The organism is Nonomuraea recticatena (assembly GCF_039533245.1).
Classification (GTDB): domain Bacteria; phylum Actinomycetota; class Actinomycetes; order Streptosporangiales; family Streptosporangiaceae; genus Nonomuraea; species Nonomuraea roseola.
Window position 1 is genome coordinate 96703 of sequence record NZ_BAAATE010000034.1, and the last position, 13638, is coordinate 110340.

The window sequence follows — 13638 nt, forward strand, 5'->3', positions numbered from 1 at the left end:
TTCCTGGTCGGGTGGAGGGCTCGCGGGCGGCGGGATGTGGTTCCCGTCGCCGCCCGCGAGCCGGTCAGAAGCCCGCGAAGGAAGTTTCCATATGGGAAGCTCCTACGCGGGGATCAGTTCGAGGCCGAGTTGGCCGTCGATGATGGGGATGGGGTGGGTGCCGGGCTGGTGGAGGTGGGCGCAGCGGCAGCCGCAGCCGCCCGCGCAGTGCCGGCCGTCGCGTCCGCAGCGGCCGCACATGCCGGTGGCGGCGAACCAGTCGGCGTCGTCGCCGAACTCGACGTGGTCCGGGCATGGGGCGGCGTCGGCCGGGGCTCGGCAGATGTTGCACACCAGGCCGGTGGCGGGCCGCTCGTCGTCGGGGATGGGCTGGTACTTCACCACTGGGCGGCCGGGTCCGGCTGGCCGTCGCCGTCGAGGTCGGCGGGCTGGCTCTCGATGCCGGTCATGGTGCAGCCGTAGGTGTCGGCGTAGCCGATCGGCCACACGTCGATGGGGTACCAGCCGGGGAAGCCGTCGTAGTGGCGGTAGGCGCCCCGGTAGGTGGGCCGCTTCTGGGTGGGGTAGCTGCGGGCAGGGTCGCGCCGGTAGGGGACGGCTGACTGCGGGACGGCCGTCGCCTGGGTGGTGGGTCTGCTCTGGGGGAGTGCGGGCTTGGCCGGTGCGACGGGCGGCCGGGCGGGGGCGACGTTCGGCCTGGCCGGGGGGATGGGCGGCCGCGTCTGAACGGCGGCAGGCTGGACGACGCTGCTGGGCGCCTTCCCCGACAGCGCGTTGCCGCTGCCGGTGGGCAGCTTCGGCGGCGGGCCCGCGGCCAGGGTGGCGGCGCAGGCGGGCGCGTCGCTGCTCGCGCACGCGGCGAGGAGCGCGGCGGTCATCGTGAGGACGAGAGCGATCCGGGCCGGTGAGGGGGCGTGCATGAAGGGTCTCCTTGGTTGGCGAGGTCAGGCAGCGGCGCGCTTGCGGCTCTTGCTGGTCAGGTAGAGGTTGCGGCGGTAGCGCTGTTCGGCTTCGCGGCACTGCGGGCACAGTTGCTCGCCGTGGTCGCGGTGCCGCTTGGCCGTGGCCGGGGTGGCGGGGACGTGCCGGGTCTGGCACTGCGGGCCGATGGGGCGGCCGCGCTCGTCCCAGGTGATCCACTCCAGGAGCTCCGAGGCGGGGCGGTCGACGGGGACCAGGGCGGCGAGGATGTACGGCAGGGCGTCACGCTCGGCTTGAGGCAGGGACTGGACGAAGGCCTGGCAGGAGGCGGAGTCCTCGTCTCTGACCAGCAGGGCCAGGTTGAGCGCGGCTTGGAGGGTGCGCTCGCCGAGGCGCTGCCGCTGCCGTCTGCTGAGGGGGGTCGAGGCGGCGGGTTCCACGGTGGGGGCGTCCTTGGGTGGGTCAGGGGTGGGGGAGGGCGGTATGGCGCGCCGGTAGCGCTCCACCGTCCGTTTGGAGACGCCGAGCTGCTCGGCGAGGTCTCGGGCGAGGACGCCCGGCCGGTTCAGCTCTAAGAAGCGGGCATAGCGGTCGCCCGCCTCGGCGCGTTTCGGCGCCGAGGGTCTGGAGGGTCGGGCGTGGCCCACGTCGTGGCTGGGCGGACTACCTGTCGCGTCGCGGGCCACAGATGCTCTACCGGCCTACCGGGGCGGGCACGGTCAGCCGGAAGACGGCGTCACCGCACGCGCACACCAGGTCGGGGTGGCGGGAGTCCTGCGTCCATCCGCCGTGCTCGCCGTGCCCGAGCTGGTCGAGCAGTTCCCACACGATGTGCGGGGCGAGTTCGACCACGGTGGCGGGGCGGGCGATGGCGCGGGCCGCTTCGGCGATCTCGGCGGCCTGGTCGGGGGTGACGCTCAGGCGGATGGGCCCGATGTCGTCGGTCACCTTCTGCAGGGTCGAGTTGAAGGTGTGGAGCCGCTTGACGCGCGCGGCGGTCTCGTCCTCGTCGGCGACGTCGTAGTTGGTGGTGAGGTCGTAGGCGACGGCGATGCTGGCGAGGGCGAGTTCTGCGAGGTGGGCGTTCTCCGGGCTGGTGGGGATGCTGGCGGGGACGGCCCAGTCGGCGAGGCGGGGGATCTGCGCACCAGCAGGGATGGAGAGCAGGTGGAGCGTGTCGGAGTGGTCTTCGGGTGCGTCGACCATCGCGTGAGTCATTGGGGGGCCTTTCGTCCTGGGGCGAGCGGTGTGCGTGCGCCGTGATGGACCGCAGCCATCTCGATGCACACGTAAAAGTGTAGGGGATATTTATTAGCGACGCTAGTGGTCCATCTGCCCCGACTGCTCGACTGCTGCTCATCCACGCGGCGGAGACAAGCACAGTTGATCGCTAACGTCCCCGAGGGAAGGTCATGCACGCCTGACCTCGGCCTTGAGCCCTCGACGTCACTGGCAAATCAGATTAGACAGACATCGGCAAATCTGATTAGACAAACCGATGATCGCGGGGCTACAGTCCATCCATGACCTCTCGCCACGAACTGATCTTCGACCAGCCCGACATCTCCGAGGACCTCGACAGCACCGAGCCCGAGATCGTCGCGACCACCTACCTCGCCACCGCCACGCGCACCGGCAAGTACTGGACCGCGACCGTCCACGGCCTGCCGGACCGCCACAACCTTCAGGTCCAAGGCGCGACCTGGAAAGAGACCAAGAGCAACGTCCTCGACCGCACCGTCGATCTGCTCGGCTCCGACGCCGGCGTCGTGGGCGTTCTACTCGTCCCCGCCGACGCGGAGGAGGCGAGCGCCCTGGAGGCAGTCCGTGACGCACGCGCCGCGCGCCTCCTCGCGGAGCAAGCCGAGCGTGACGCCGTCCGGACGGCCGCCCAGACCCTTCTCGACCGCGGCTGGTCCACGCGTGATGCGGGCAGTGCGCTGGGGCTGTCTCACCAGCGCATCTCTCAGCTCGCCCCGCGCGTCACCGCGTAAGATCTGATCGTTCCCGATTTCTTACCTGGTTGGGACAAGCGCCGCCCCTTCGGACTGACTACCCGAGCACCGGGTCGGCGATGGGCTCCGCCGACCACGCGTCGGTGGGGCCCTTTGGCGTTGACTCCCACTCGGCTCGCACTGTTTTCGCAGGTCACCCCACCATTGCCAAGATAGTAAATATGCCCTACACTTTTAAGTGTAAGCAAGGCCGCGCCGGACTAGTCACCCAGCGGGGCGAAACAGGTAAGAAAGAAGGAAACGTGCCGAACAAGAAGACGAACAAGAGCGAGTGCCAGATCTGCGGCACCCAGTTCAACAAGCCGGTCGGGTCGAAGGTCCCGCACAACGACCCGAGCACGGGCAAGCGGTGCGCGGGTAGCAGCGTCAGCACCGGTCACGCCTTCTAGAAACAGCGAGGGTGCCCCCGCCCCCTCAAGGGGCGGGGGCACCCTCGCATAGCGGGCCTTCAAACGGTCACACTGCCGCACGCAGCGGCTTCTTCCGGGTATTCCACGCGACTGGTGGAAGGAAGCCGACCTGTCGCCCGACGCGCTCGGACTGCTGGTTCTACCGAGTGCCCGCCAAGTCCAACCAGGGCGCTGACATCGTCACCATCAAGCTCGATCCCGCACGCGAGCCTGGGGTTCGAGGACAAACCGGAGGTCTCCCGCTACGGCGCTGCGGGCGGACGGACCGGGTAGACCGCCTCGGGGGAGCCGAGCCCCAAGTCGTTGGCAGCCTTGTTGAGTAGCGGCCGCATCGGATCGCCGTCAATCATGGGGCTGATCGCGTGCCCTGCCTGGATCAGCATCACAGCCGTCCAGATCTCGTCCGCCCTGCCTTTCGCCGGCGCGGTCCGGGCGAGGCGGAACTTCCCAGTTTCCTTGTCGTAGATGGTGTAAGAGTCCGCCGAGCCGAGGTTGGCGTGCGAGTACCCCGACAGGTACTTGAACACCACGTACATGTCGGGCTGATCGAACGCCTTGGTCCTTTCCAGGAAGTTGTCGAACTCCCGGGCCATGCCCGAGATCTTCTTGTAGTCAGGGTCGGTTTTCGGCACCGGGGACGGCTGCTGATCGAGGCCCGAGGGAACCGCCCAGTTGGCCTCCTTGGCGTACTTGACCAGATTGTCGGCGGACCGGTACGTGGCCAGCCCCAGAGCCCTCAACCCGTCCTCGCCGACGTCGGCCAGCCACACCATGGCCAAGGTGTGGTCGAAGACGTTGCGAACGATGGGGGCGAGCTCGACGGTGTAGCCGCGGTCGATCCCGTCCCAGAAGCTAGCGACGCTGCGGTTCACCAGCCGCCACCAGCCGAACATGGTCGGGAACACCGGCCGGTGCTCATACAAGACAGGGACGCTTCCCACGTCCAGGAGCTCATCGGACGCCTTCATCAGCTCAGCGGCGAAGTACTGGGCGCGCTTCAGCGAAGCACGGCTATCGGAGAACTTATAGGTCAAGGGGGACCTCCAGATCGGGGCGGCCGCATGCAGCCGAGGGCACCGGGGGAGTGCCACAAAAGGGTACGCATGCGGGCGATCTTCAGCACCAATGCCGTTAACCAAATGCCGCCTAGCGGCTCACTCCGCGTCGAAGGTCCGGGCGCCGGGGAGCAGTTCCAGTCGCACGTCGTCCTCCTCGGTCAGGACGAAGGTCCGGCTCTCGCCGTTCCTCAACTGATCCTTGGTCACGACCGGCAGCAGGTAGTAGCGGTCGTCGCGGGTGAGCAGCAGGCGCAGCCCCGTGTAGAGGTAACGGTACTTGCCCGACGAGATCCGCCAGCTCGTCACCCCTGGTGCGTCGATCGCAAGGCTGTCCTTCGCGTAGATCGCCACCTGGGTCCGGTACGGCAGTGAGCCGACGAGCTCGTGGGCATCCCGCCTGCCGCGCTCCTGAGCGTAGACGGAAACAGCCCAGAGCAGGCAGAAGGTGGAGATGACTACGCTGGCGGCGAAGGCGAGCCTGCTGTTCCGCCCGTCGCGGGACGGCCACGTCAGCATGAGCGGGCCGACGATGGTCGGGGCGAGGACCAGGTAGGTGTCAATCCACCACCTGGTCAGCGCGGCAACGGCGAGGACCAGCCCCGCGAGCGTGACCACGGCGCCGGCGAACCTGACGTTCGTCACGACCCGCACGGGCTGCCAGCCCATCAGGCGGCGACCTGCGTCCCGTACCCGCGCCGGTAGCAGCCGCGTGAGCTCGGCGCGGTGGGTGGCGGCGGAGAGCAGGAGGGGGATGGCGGCCATCACCGGCAGGAAGGCGTTCGAGAAAAGATTGAGGCCGCGCAGCATGTACTCGTCGGCGCCAAATCCCATGTCGGTCGCCTTCACGTTGAAGGTCATCAGGTAGCCGTCCAGGAAGGCCCAGCCCATGTAGAGGAGCACGGCGGCGCTGACGGTGAGCAGCATGGTGATCAGCCCGATGACATCGAACGGGCGCGGCGGCGAGGAGCGGTTTCCCCTGCGGTACGTCATATGCGGCCGTCAGGGACCGGACGTGGTGGGTGGCGGTTCGGGATCCGGGTCTGACGGTGGCGGTTCGGGATCCGGGTCTGGCGGTGGCGGAGTGTCGGGTGTCGCGGGCGACGTGAGAGTGGGTCGCGGCTCCGTGATGGTCGGACTGACGGGCGGCGACGTGCGAACGGAGGGGCAAGGGATAGGCACGTCGTCACCTTCACCCGTGGGGCACGGCCGGTGCTTCGAGCGAGTGGGCTTGTGCGTGGGCCGGTTCTTGGGCTCGTCCTTGGGCTCGGGACCGTTCGGTGACGCCGTAACTGTCACCGTCGCGGGATCGTCCGCGTCCATGGTCCCGCATGCGCAGAGCGCTCCCGACAGCAGCGTGGCAGCGCCAATCCCGGCCAGCAGCAGTGAGCGGGTCATGCCGGACGCCCCCCTCTGTGCATTCGCCCTTCGAAGTGATATTACCCAATGTGTCTTATTGGCTACCGTCAGAGAACATCGCGGCGCAGACCTCACTAACGCCACTGACCGTTCCGTTGTCGATCACGCCCCGATCCACGGCGGGCCGTGCGGCTCGCTGACGAACCACACAGGCGGCCCCAGCACCGCCAGAACCTTCTCAGGGATCGAGTAATCCTCACTGTCGAACTCGGGCTCAAGCGCCTCGACGATCTTGAGGAACGCCTTGTACTCCTTCCGCTGCTTCCGGTACTTCTTCACGATCTCGGCGACGATCTCGGGGACGCCGAGCTGGTCGGCCACCAAGAGCGGGTCGACCGGACCGCGCACCCACCCCTGCGGGGTGCGCTCGGCCATGCCGAACTCCCCGAGGATCTTCAGCCCCTTGTCAGTCGTCGTGTCCGACAGGCCGCACAGGTAGGGCAGATCCACCGTGCGGATCGGCTCGGTCCCCAGCTGCTCGTAGACGAACGCGGCCGCAGGCCCCAGCGCCCGAAACACCGGGTGAATGCCGCCCAACCGGCCCGCCTGCCAGCGCCGCCAGGCGGCCGCCTCGGCATACGCGGCCGGGACGATCAACCGGTAGACGTCGGCCCGCTCGCCGCGGTGCTCAGCCACCCAGTCGATGAAGGGGTCGGCCTCCTGCCGCAGCAGCTTCAAGGTCTTGGCCACCGTCGACTCGTCCAGGCCGGCCAGCAGGGCTAGGTGTCGTACCCCGAACGCGATCGTGGTGCTCCTCGACAGTTGGGCGGCCTTCAGCATGGCTAGGAGGACCCGCCTGATGGTGCAGGCCTTCTTCCCCTTCCACCTGGCCAATCGGACCGCCACCACCAGCGCTGAGTACCAGGCGCGGGTTTTCTGCAACTCCCCGATACCCTCGTCGTCAGTGGTCGGAGGTCTCACTTCGACCGGCACCCCTTCAACCTGTAGATGCCTGACCCCCCTGTGTGTTCTCTCCCTTGTGTGGACCTCGCGGCCAGACTCCCGTTCAGCGATCCAGAGATGCGCGTTCTTCCAGTCCGCCCGTAGCGCCTTCAGTCGCTCGGCGTCGTCCTTGTACCGGTCGTAGAAGGCGACGAAGGAGGGCCAGTCCCCGGCGCGCATCCGCCCGGCGACGTCGGCCAGGCGCCAGCCGCACGCGAGCGCGCCGGCTACGACCGCTTGCCGGGCTTCGGAGGGGCTGCCGTACTGGCGGGCGTCGTACCGGCCCGTGCAGGCGATGAGCTCTAGGCGCGGAGACAGGCGGGGAAGCGGCCCGTCCGCGCGCGGGTGCCACACCTCGCCCTGCTCGTCTTTCGCCCACTCGGCGGCGTGCGGTCCGGGCTCCTTCGCCGACCGGGTGCGGTTGCCCTGGGTGGGCTTCCAGCCGGGCAGTTCAGCGGCCTCGAGTTCGGGCTGCAGCGCATCCACCAGGCCGGACCAGACCTCTGGCCCGTTGGGGTGGTCCACGACCCACAGGGCGGTGTCGAGATCGTCGGCGAGCTGCTGGTAGCCGCCGCGGCGGTGCCATGCGCCGGGTGGACGGATCAGGCCTTCGTGGCAGTTTTGGACCGGGCTGGGGTCGAAGGTGACGTATCGGCGGGCGAGCGCTTCGCCGAGGCGGCGCGTCTCCCCGTAGGACACCTTCTTCTGCCACAGGACGTAGACGTGGCGGCCGCCGTTCGGGGACACGTCGGAGAAGCACTCGCCGCCGAGGGAGCAGATGAGGGCGGCGAAGTCGGCGGCCTCCGCCTCGACCAGCGCGGCCGGGTCCGGGGCGCCGGCTGCGACCGCCTTGCCGGTGTCGAAGTCGGCGGGCAGCAGGTTCGTCATGCCGTGGTGGTAGACGAACACGGCGGCGACGTGCGCGGGTAGGCGCGTGGTCAGATCGCGCTCGTCGCGCCGCCAGTAGTTGCGGCCGTCCTTGGCCACCCGCACGCGGTCGCCAGCTCCGAGGCGGGGCGCGAACAGCGCCCACAGGCGGGCAGCGGTCAGCGTGCCCTGTCCGGAATGGCTCTCCCCGTGCCGGGGTAGGGGTATGAAGTTGTTCGTGGCGGCAATGCCGGTTTCACCCTCGTTCGACACGCCGAACGGGGGCATGACTGGCAGAGCCGGGGCCGCATCGATTACTGTGGCTCCTAGCTTCTGGGACCGGCTCCAGGCATGCGAAAGCCCGCCGGGAACCGGTTGCCTCTCCGAAGGTCCTCACGCACTCGCTTTGGCCGGTGAATAGCGCGAGGGCCTTCGTCGTTTCTGCAGATAGTCCGCCAGGTGTTACTCGGCGGAGAGTCTCCTCTCGACTTCCTTCATGAGCGTGATCAGTACGCGCTCATCAGGCGCTTATTAGGTCAAGGTCAAGCTGCTCCAACGGCTCCTGCTCGACATACGTCGAGGCCGCACGGTCAGCCTCCACGAGGATCTCCAGGTACCTCCAGATCGGCACCTGGCGGGCGCGGGCACCCTTCTTGGCAGCTGCACGCACCTCCGGCTTGACCCGGCCGGACAGCATGACCTCGTCGCCCTTCGGGACGCGGGCACGCCTAGGCGCCGGACCAGCCGGTGGCCGCTTGGTCAGCGGGTCAGCCTCGACCAGCTGCTCCAGGTAGAGCGAGATGGAGACGCCCTTTGCCGCCGCGCCTGCCCAGGCGAGTTCGTGAATCTCCGGGCTGACACGGCCCCCGAGCGAGCCGTAGACGCCGCCCGAGTCCGGGCGACGGGTACGTCCAGCGATAGCAGCCATGCGGAGCATCATGGCGTATCGATGTTTGCATACGCCACCACCAGCTTCCGGCGTGTCGCACTTCGTTGCCAAGTTGTTGATCAAGTCGCGCGTTTAGGGGACGGCTGTCCACGTCCACGGGCGCGCGCCTCGCTGCCCGCGCAGGCATGCCAGCCGGTGTTCGACCTCTGGGTGCCGGGCGGGGTTCTCGCCTGCTACCTGGGCGGCCATACAGGCCATGCGGAACTCGCGGATGTCGCGCAGGATTTCGTACCCGTCCCACTGGGTGACGTCGTGGCCGTAGGAGCCGACGAACTGCCGGTAGTCCTCCTCGGTAATCCCGGCCAGGGTGAACGCCTTGACCGCTGTGGAGACCAGGTCCCACTCGGGCGGGCCGACCGAGCAGCGTTCCAGGTCGAGCAGGACCACGCGGCCGTCGTCGGTGGCCACCACGTTCCCGATCCACGCGTCGCCGTGCACGACGCTTTCCGGGAGACCTCCGGGCAGAGTCGCCCAGCGCGCGCGCAGGCCCGCCAGGTGCTTCCGCATCCACGCGCGGTCCGGCTCCGTCAAGGTGGCCGCCCTGTCGATCCGCTCAGCCAACCGTACGAATGGGTCCAGGCGGCCGACGTCGAACGTGGTCGGCGGGGGGAGGTCGTGCAGGCGGCGGAGCGCGGCGGCGACTTCCAGCGCAGTGCCATGTCGGTGCGGGGGCAGCTCTCGCCACCATGTCACCGCGCGGCCGTCGATTTCGGCGGGCTGCTCAACGCCGGGGAGGGCCTGGACCGCGGGCACCTTGTGGGATTCGAGCCAGCGAGCGACGCGCACCTCGCGGGCCGCGGCCGCCACCTGCCCGGCCCTGGAGACACGGGCGATGATCCCTCCGGGGAGCCGGTAGAGGGCGTTCTCGCCGAATCTGATCAGCTCGGCGCCGCGCAAGTCGATGCCTGCCTGCTGGCAGGCGGCCCGCAGGATGGACTTGGTCGCGGTCTCTGCTTCGTGCGCGAGGGTCATGCCTGGATCGCCGTTCGGATCTGGTGACGGAGCTCGGCCACGGGGGTGCGCCTGTCGTGGGGTTGAGCAAGACGGTGCAACTCTCGCATGTCGTCTTGGGCGCGGCAGGAGCGGACCTTGCCCGCATCGCCGATGGCGCGCATACCGATGACCGCCGCCTCGTCCGGATCGCCCGTGGCCATGGTGAGGGAGGCGAGCTTAATGCCGCTGATCGCGCGCGATCGAACGTAGGGGGCGACGTGCCCCTCGACCGCCGTGCCGAGCCGCTGCGAGGTGGCGGCCGCGAACCGGTCGCTCTGCTTCAGCGCCAGATCGAACATGGCGTGCCCGGTGTCGCCGGCGTGCTGGGCGGCGTCGTAGTAACGCATCCACGGCCTTTCGTCGGCCGGGCGGATGCGCGTGAACTGCTCGTCGGCCTTGCCCACGGACTCGAGTGTGCCCTCGACCATGCCGAGTTTGGCCATCGCGCGGGCGCGGGCGGTGTACAGCATGGCGCGTTCGGCGGGGGTGAGCCGGTCGGCGCGCACCAGGGCGAGTTCGACCAGCGTCAGCCCGTCGTCGGCGTCGCCGCACCAGATTGCTTGGCGGGCCATGAGGGAGAGCACCTTGGCTCTCAGGTGCCAGTCGCCGGCTTCTTCGGCGCACGACAGGGCGAGCCGGAACATTCGGCGGGCGTCGTCGTGGGCGTAGGCGTCGAAGGCCATGGCGGCGGCTGAGTGGCCGAGCCAGCCCACCGCGACGTACAGCTCGTCGTGTAGCGCCCGCGGGCAGGTGGAGTGCTGCAGGAGGCTCACCGAGTAGCGCAGTTGGGCGTTGACCGCGTCGCGGACGAGGCCGCCGCCGTAGGTGTGGTCCCACGCCGAGAACACTCCAGCGATCGTGCGCAGCTCCAGGATGTCGGCTGCCTGTACGGCCTTGGGCACTTCGGCGGGCTGCGCGAACTGGGCCAGGTCCGCGAGTGTGATGGAAACGGCCGCCCCCAGAGCGGTGCGGAAGAATCCCTTGCGGTTCACGTCCCCCACCTCCTCCACCGCAAGCGCAGTACTCGATCTTCGTGCACGCCGGAACCCTAGGTCCGCGTCTGTTTCCGCGCCCAAGATCGCCCGAAGCGCCTCCCGGTAGTCCGCCTGGGGCCAGCGCACCAGACCACGCTCCAGCTTGCCGAGGTAGTTGGCCGTCAGGCAGGTCACCCGCTGGTGATGCGTGTAGATCCAGGCGTTGACCAGATCAGCGAGATCTTGCCGACTGGCGCTCTCGCCGGGCGTGGTGGGGGAGGTAAGGCGTTCTCGTGCGCGCCGTAGCGCATCGTTGCGATCAGGCACGGGGGCACTCCTCTCCGAGGGTGGCACGCACCGGAATCGTCGCATAGGGCAGACGGGAAGGCCCGCCAATCTGCCCCCGATCTGCCCCTTGACTACCCCGCCATGTGGCGTTCCTCACAGCCGCCTGGCGGCTCAAGGTGAAGGGCACGGCCGCAGCGAGCACAAGCCCAACGGCTCGGCCAGTCCCGTTCGACCCGCGGCTACCGGGAGGAGACCAGCACCATGGAGCCGGACGAAGATCGCGCGGCGCGAGCGCAAGCGATGCTCGTGCAGCAGCAGAGCGGCGGCTGCTGGCTGGTGCTCTGGGCGCCCTATCGGCGCCGCTTCTCCGGCTACTACCTGGGCTCCTCGGAGCGCGGCGTGATCGTCGAGGCTCGCACTGCGCAGGAGATGAGAACCCTCCTGGCACAGGCCCAGCTCGAACTCTGGCGGACCTCGTCCATCCCCACTCAGGCGCGGCTGCCCACCCCCTATGGCCCCGCCCGCGAGGTTCGCCAGACTCCGACCTCCGACTCTGGGAGCTGCACCCGGCTGCGCGACCACCAGGGGACGCCAGACCGGCACGCCTCCCAGGGTCGGGGGCACCACCGAAGGCAGACGCCATGAACTCGATCATGCTGTGGGCCCTGGGGCGCCCCAGGCCGCCCCGCTCTGAGCCCTTCCCCGCTTCCAGCGACACCTCAGCCCACCCGCCGAAGGAGGTGACGGCCGCTTCTCCCGCGCACGATCCAGCACCTGACCGTCATCCATGATGGGAGTGCACATGACCATCCCGACGACGGAGCAGCCCGCCCAGGCTGACGTCATCGACCCGACCGCCGCCATCTCCGCGCCGCTGTTCGAGCGGCTCGTGGCCCGTATCCTCGCCGACCATCCCGCCTTCGACGACGCCTACGCCCGCCGCGTCATGACGCAGGCGCTGGCGTTCCTGATGGCGTGCGGGGCCAACCCCGGCGCCCGCCTCGCCCCGTCCCCTCAGGTGGACGTGGGCTGGCACACCTTCATCCTCTTCACCCACGACTACACCCGCTTCTGCCACCAGGTCGCGGGACGGATGATCCACCACGCGCCCGACGACGCGCCCGCCACCGGCGCCGCCGCGGTGGACAGGATCGGCGCGACCATCGAGGCGATGCGCGCCGCCAACCTGCCCGTCGATCTGGAACTGTGGCTGCACGAGGCCAAGTGCAGCCAGTGTCATCAGGGCTGTTTCGACGACCCCGCCCCGGAGGCGTGACATGACCCGACTCGACTGGGAAGACCTGCCCGACCCCGTCCGCGCCGCGGTCCAGGACCGGTGCGGTGCCGTCGTCAAGGCCGAGACCGCGACCAGCGGCATCATGCCGGGCGTCGCCGCCCGCCTGCACACCGAACACGGCAGCGTGTTCCTCAAGGCCATCAACGCCGACAACACCGCCGCGTTCCTGCACATCCGCGAACAGTGGGCCTCCCGCGCCCTGCCCGCCGCCGTGGCCGCGCCGCGCCTGCTGTGGAGCGACCTCGTTGACTGCTGGCACGTGATGGGCTTCGAGTACCTCGAGCACGCCCGCGAGGCCGACCTGTCGCCCGGCTCCCCGGATCTACGTCCGGTGCTCGCCACGGTGGCCGACCTCGGCCGCACCCTCACCCCCGCGACCGCAGGCGCGCGCAGCGTCACCGAGAACATCGCGCCGTTGCAGGCCAAGGGCAAGCACCTGATGAACAAGAACGCCCTCGGTGACGACCACGGCCTGCACGAGGCCGCGCTCAACGGGCTCGACCTGGCCGCAGTGGAGGGGAACACGTTCCTGCACTACGACCTCAGCCCCAGCAACCTCCTCATCACCCCGTCCGGGGTGCGAGTGATCGACTGGTCATTCGCCGTGCGCGGCGCGGCCTGGGTAGAGCCGGTCATGCTCGCCCCCCGCCTCATCCAGGCCGGCCACACCCCGGCCCAGACCGAGGACCTACTGGAGGCGGTACCCGCCTGGCGTACGGCCCCGCCCGCCGCGGTGACCGGGCTCATCGCCCTGTGGACGCTGTTCCGGCTCTACAAGACCCAGTACGGGCCCGAGGACGGCCGCGCCTTCCGGGCCCGCGCCGCCGAGGCGGGCCGCGCCTGGCTCCGCTTCCGGCTCGGCGTCGTCTGACGCTTGCTGAGCCGCGAATCCGGGCGTGAGGCGGGCATCCGGGGACGCCGCCTCACGCCCTTCTGCTCGGTGCCGCTGAGCCCGGCCGGTCTCAGGCTGGTGCGCCACGGCGATCTCGCTTCTCCCGCCATGTCCGAGACGATCAACTCGGCATACACTCAAACCCCCTGAGAAGGGAAGCGCAATGCCGCCTACCTGCTCAAATGGTCATCCAGGTTTCCTCATCACGTTGGACGGCCCCAGCGGTGTCGGCAAGACGACCTGCAGCCGCCTCCTATGCGCGATCCTCACCGCATCGGGACTACCTGCGGTCCGCACCACCCAGCCGTCCGACTCCCCGATCGGGTCGCTGGCGCGCTCTGGCACCCACGACTTTCATGGCCTGGCATTGACGTGCCTGGTCGCCGCCGACCGCTACCACCACATCGCCACCGTGATCGAGCCCGAGCTGCAAGCCGGACGGGTCGTGGTGTGCGACCGGTACGTCCCCTCGGCGTTCGTTCTGGACCGGCTCGACGGCGCCGACCTCGAGTTCATCAGCCACCTTTACCGGCACGCCCTCCGCGCCGACCTGGCGGTGTTCCTGCTCGGCGACCCGGAAGTGTGCCTGCGCCGAGCCCAGGAACGCGGCACCTAC

Annotated in this window: 16 protein-coding genes; 6 read left to right on the top strand and 10 right to left on the bottom strand. The window is 69.2% G+C overall.

Annotation, left to right across the window (positions count from 1 at the left end; all coding sequences use genetic code 11):
* Positions 1-102: 102 nt before the first annotated feature.
* Genes ABFX50_RS41305 through ABFX50_RS41320 form a run of 4 tightly spaced genes read right to left on the bottom strand, consistent with a single transcriptional unit; the run spans position 103 to position 2127 of the window.
* Positions 103-381, bottom strand: a complete 279-nt coding sequence (locus ABFX50_RS41305) for a hypothetical protein (protein WP_346154560.1) — start codon at positions 379-381, stop codon at positions 103-105.
* Positions 378-920 carry a hypothetical protein gene (locus ABFX50_RS41310; protein ID WP_346154562.1) on the bottom strand — a complete coding sequence of 181 codons (543 nt, stop codon included), beginning with the start codon at positions 918-920 and terminating at the stop codon, positions 378-380. The genes ABFX50_RS41305 and ABFX50_RS41310 overlap by 4 nt, the downstream gene beginning before the upstream one ends.
* 24 nt (positions 921-944) lie before the next feature.
* Positions 945-1607, bottom strand: coding sequence for a hypothetical protein (locus tag ABFX50_RS41315; RefSeq protein WP_346154564.1), 663 nt, complete (start codon positions 1605-1607; stop codon positions 945-947).
* 7 nt (positions 1608-1614) lie between these two features.
* Entirely contained in the window at positions 1615-2127 is a 513-nt protein-coding gene (locus ABFX50_RS41320) for a hypothetical protein (RefSeq protein ID WP_346154566.1), read from the bottom strand.
* Positions 2128-2444: 317 nt separating this feature from the next.
* Here ABFX50_RS41320 and ABFX50_RS41325 point away from each other — a divergent pair, with 317 nt between their 5' ends.
* Both ABFX50_RS41325 and ABFX50_RS41330 read left to right on the top strand, forming a co-directional pair.
* Positions 2445-2915, top strand: coding sequence for a type II toxin-antitoxin system HicB family antitoxin (locus ABFX50_RS41325; protein WP_346154567.1), 471 nt, complete (start codon positions 2445-2447; stop codon positions 2913-2915).
* A 263-nt stretch (positions 2916-3178) separates the two neighbouring features.
* Positions 3179-3325, top strand: a complete 147-nt coding sequence (locus ABFX50_RS41330; RefSeq protein WP_346154569.1) for a hypothetical protein — start codon at positions 3179-3181, stop codon at positions 3323-3325.
* A gap of 263 nt (positions 3326-3588) precedes the next feature.
* Here the strand turns inward: ABFX50_RS41330 and ABFX50_RS41335 are convergent, their stop codons facing one another.
* The 6 genes from ABFX50_RS41335 to ABFX50_RS41360 all read right to left on the bottom strand — a co-directional run bounded on the left by ABFX50_RS41335 (position 3589) and on the right by ABFX50_RS41360 (position 10872).
* On the bottom strand, positions 3589-4380 hold the full coding sequence (locus ABFX50_RS41335) for a DUF5677 domain-containing protein (protein WP_346154571.1): 792 nt from the start codon (positions 4378-4380) through the stop codon (positions 3589-3591).
* Between the two features lie 120 nt (positions 4381-4500).
* Positions 4501-5394 carry a hypothetical protein gene (locus tag ABFX50_RS41340; protein ID WP_346154573.1) on the bottom strand — a complete coding sequence of 298 codons (894 nt, stop codon included), beginning with the start codon at positions 5392-5394 and terminating at the stop codon, positions 4501-4503.
* A gap of 528 nt (positions 5395-5922) precedes the next feature.
* Positions 5923-7917, bottom strand: a complete 1995-nt coding sequence (locus ABFX50_RS41345; RefSeq protein ID WP_346154574.1) for a hypothetical protein — start codon at positions 7915-7917, stop codon at positions 5923-5925.
* A gap of 232 nt (positions 7918-8149) precedes the next feature.
* Positions 8150-8641 (bottom strand): hypothetical protein, encoded by a 492-nt coding sequence (locus ABFX50_RS41350; RefSeq protein WP_192781621.1) that lies wholly within the window; start codon positions 8639-8641, stop codon positions 8150-8152.
* A gap of 9 nt (positions 8642-8650) precedes the next feature.
* Positions 8651-9550: a phosphotransferase gene (locus ABFX50_RS41355; RefSeq protein ID WP_346154577.1), complete on the bottom strand. Its 900-nt coding sequence runs from the start codon at positions 9548-9550 to the stop codon at positions 8651-8653.
* Positions 9547-10872 (bottom strand): NsdA family TPR-like regulatory protein, encoded by a 1326-nt coding sequence (locus tag ABFX50_RS41360; protein ID WP_346154579.1) that lies wholly within the window; start codon positions 10870-10872, stop codon positions 9547-9549. The genes ABFX50_RS41355 and ABFX50_RS41360 overlap by 4 nt, the downstream gene beginning before the upstream one ends.
* Positions 10873-11094: 222 nt before the next feature.
* On the opposite strand from ABFX50_RS41360, the gene ABFX50_RS41365 reads away from it, so the two are divergent.
* The 4 genes from ABFX50_RS41365 to ABFX50_RS41380 all read left to right on the top strand — a co-directional run.
* Entirely contained in the window at positions 11095-11478 is a 384-nt protein-coding gene (locus tag ABFX50_RS41365) for a hypothetical protein (protein ID WP_346154580.1), read from the top strand.
* A 157-nt stretch (positions 11479-11635) separates the two neighbouring features.
* Positions 11636-12109, top strand: a complete 474-nt coding sequence (locus tag ABFX50_RS41370; protein ID WP_346154582.1) for a glycine-rich domain-containing protein — start codon at positions 11636-11638, stop codon at positions 12107-12109.
* Between the two features lies 1 nt (position 12110).
* The gene (locus ABFX50_RS41375) at positions 12111-13001 is read left to right on the top strand and encodes a hypothetical protein (RefSeq protein WP_346154584.1); all 891 of its coding nucleotides are present in this window, start codon (positions 12111-12113) and stop codon (positions 12999-13001) included.
* 229 nt (positions 13002-13230) lie between these two features.
* Positions 13231-13638, top strand: a 408-nt coding sequence (locus ABFX50_RS41380; protein WP_428834725.1) for a dTMP kinase, incomplete at its 3' end; no start/stop codon positions are given.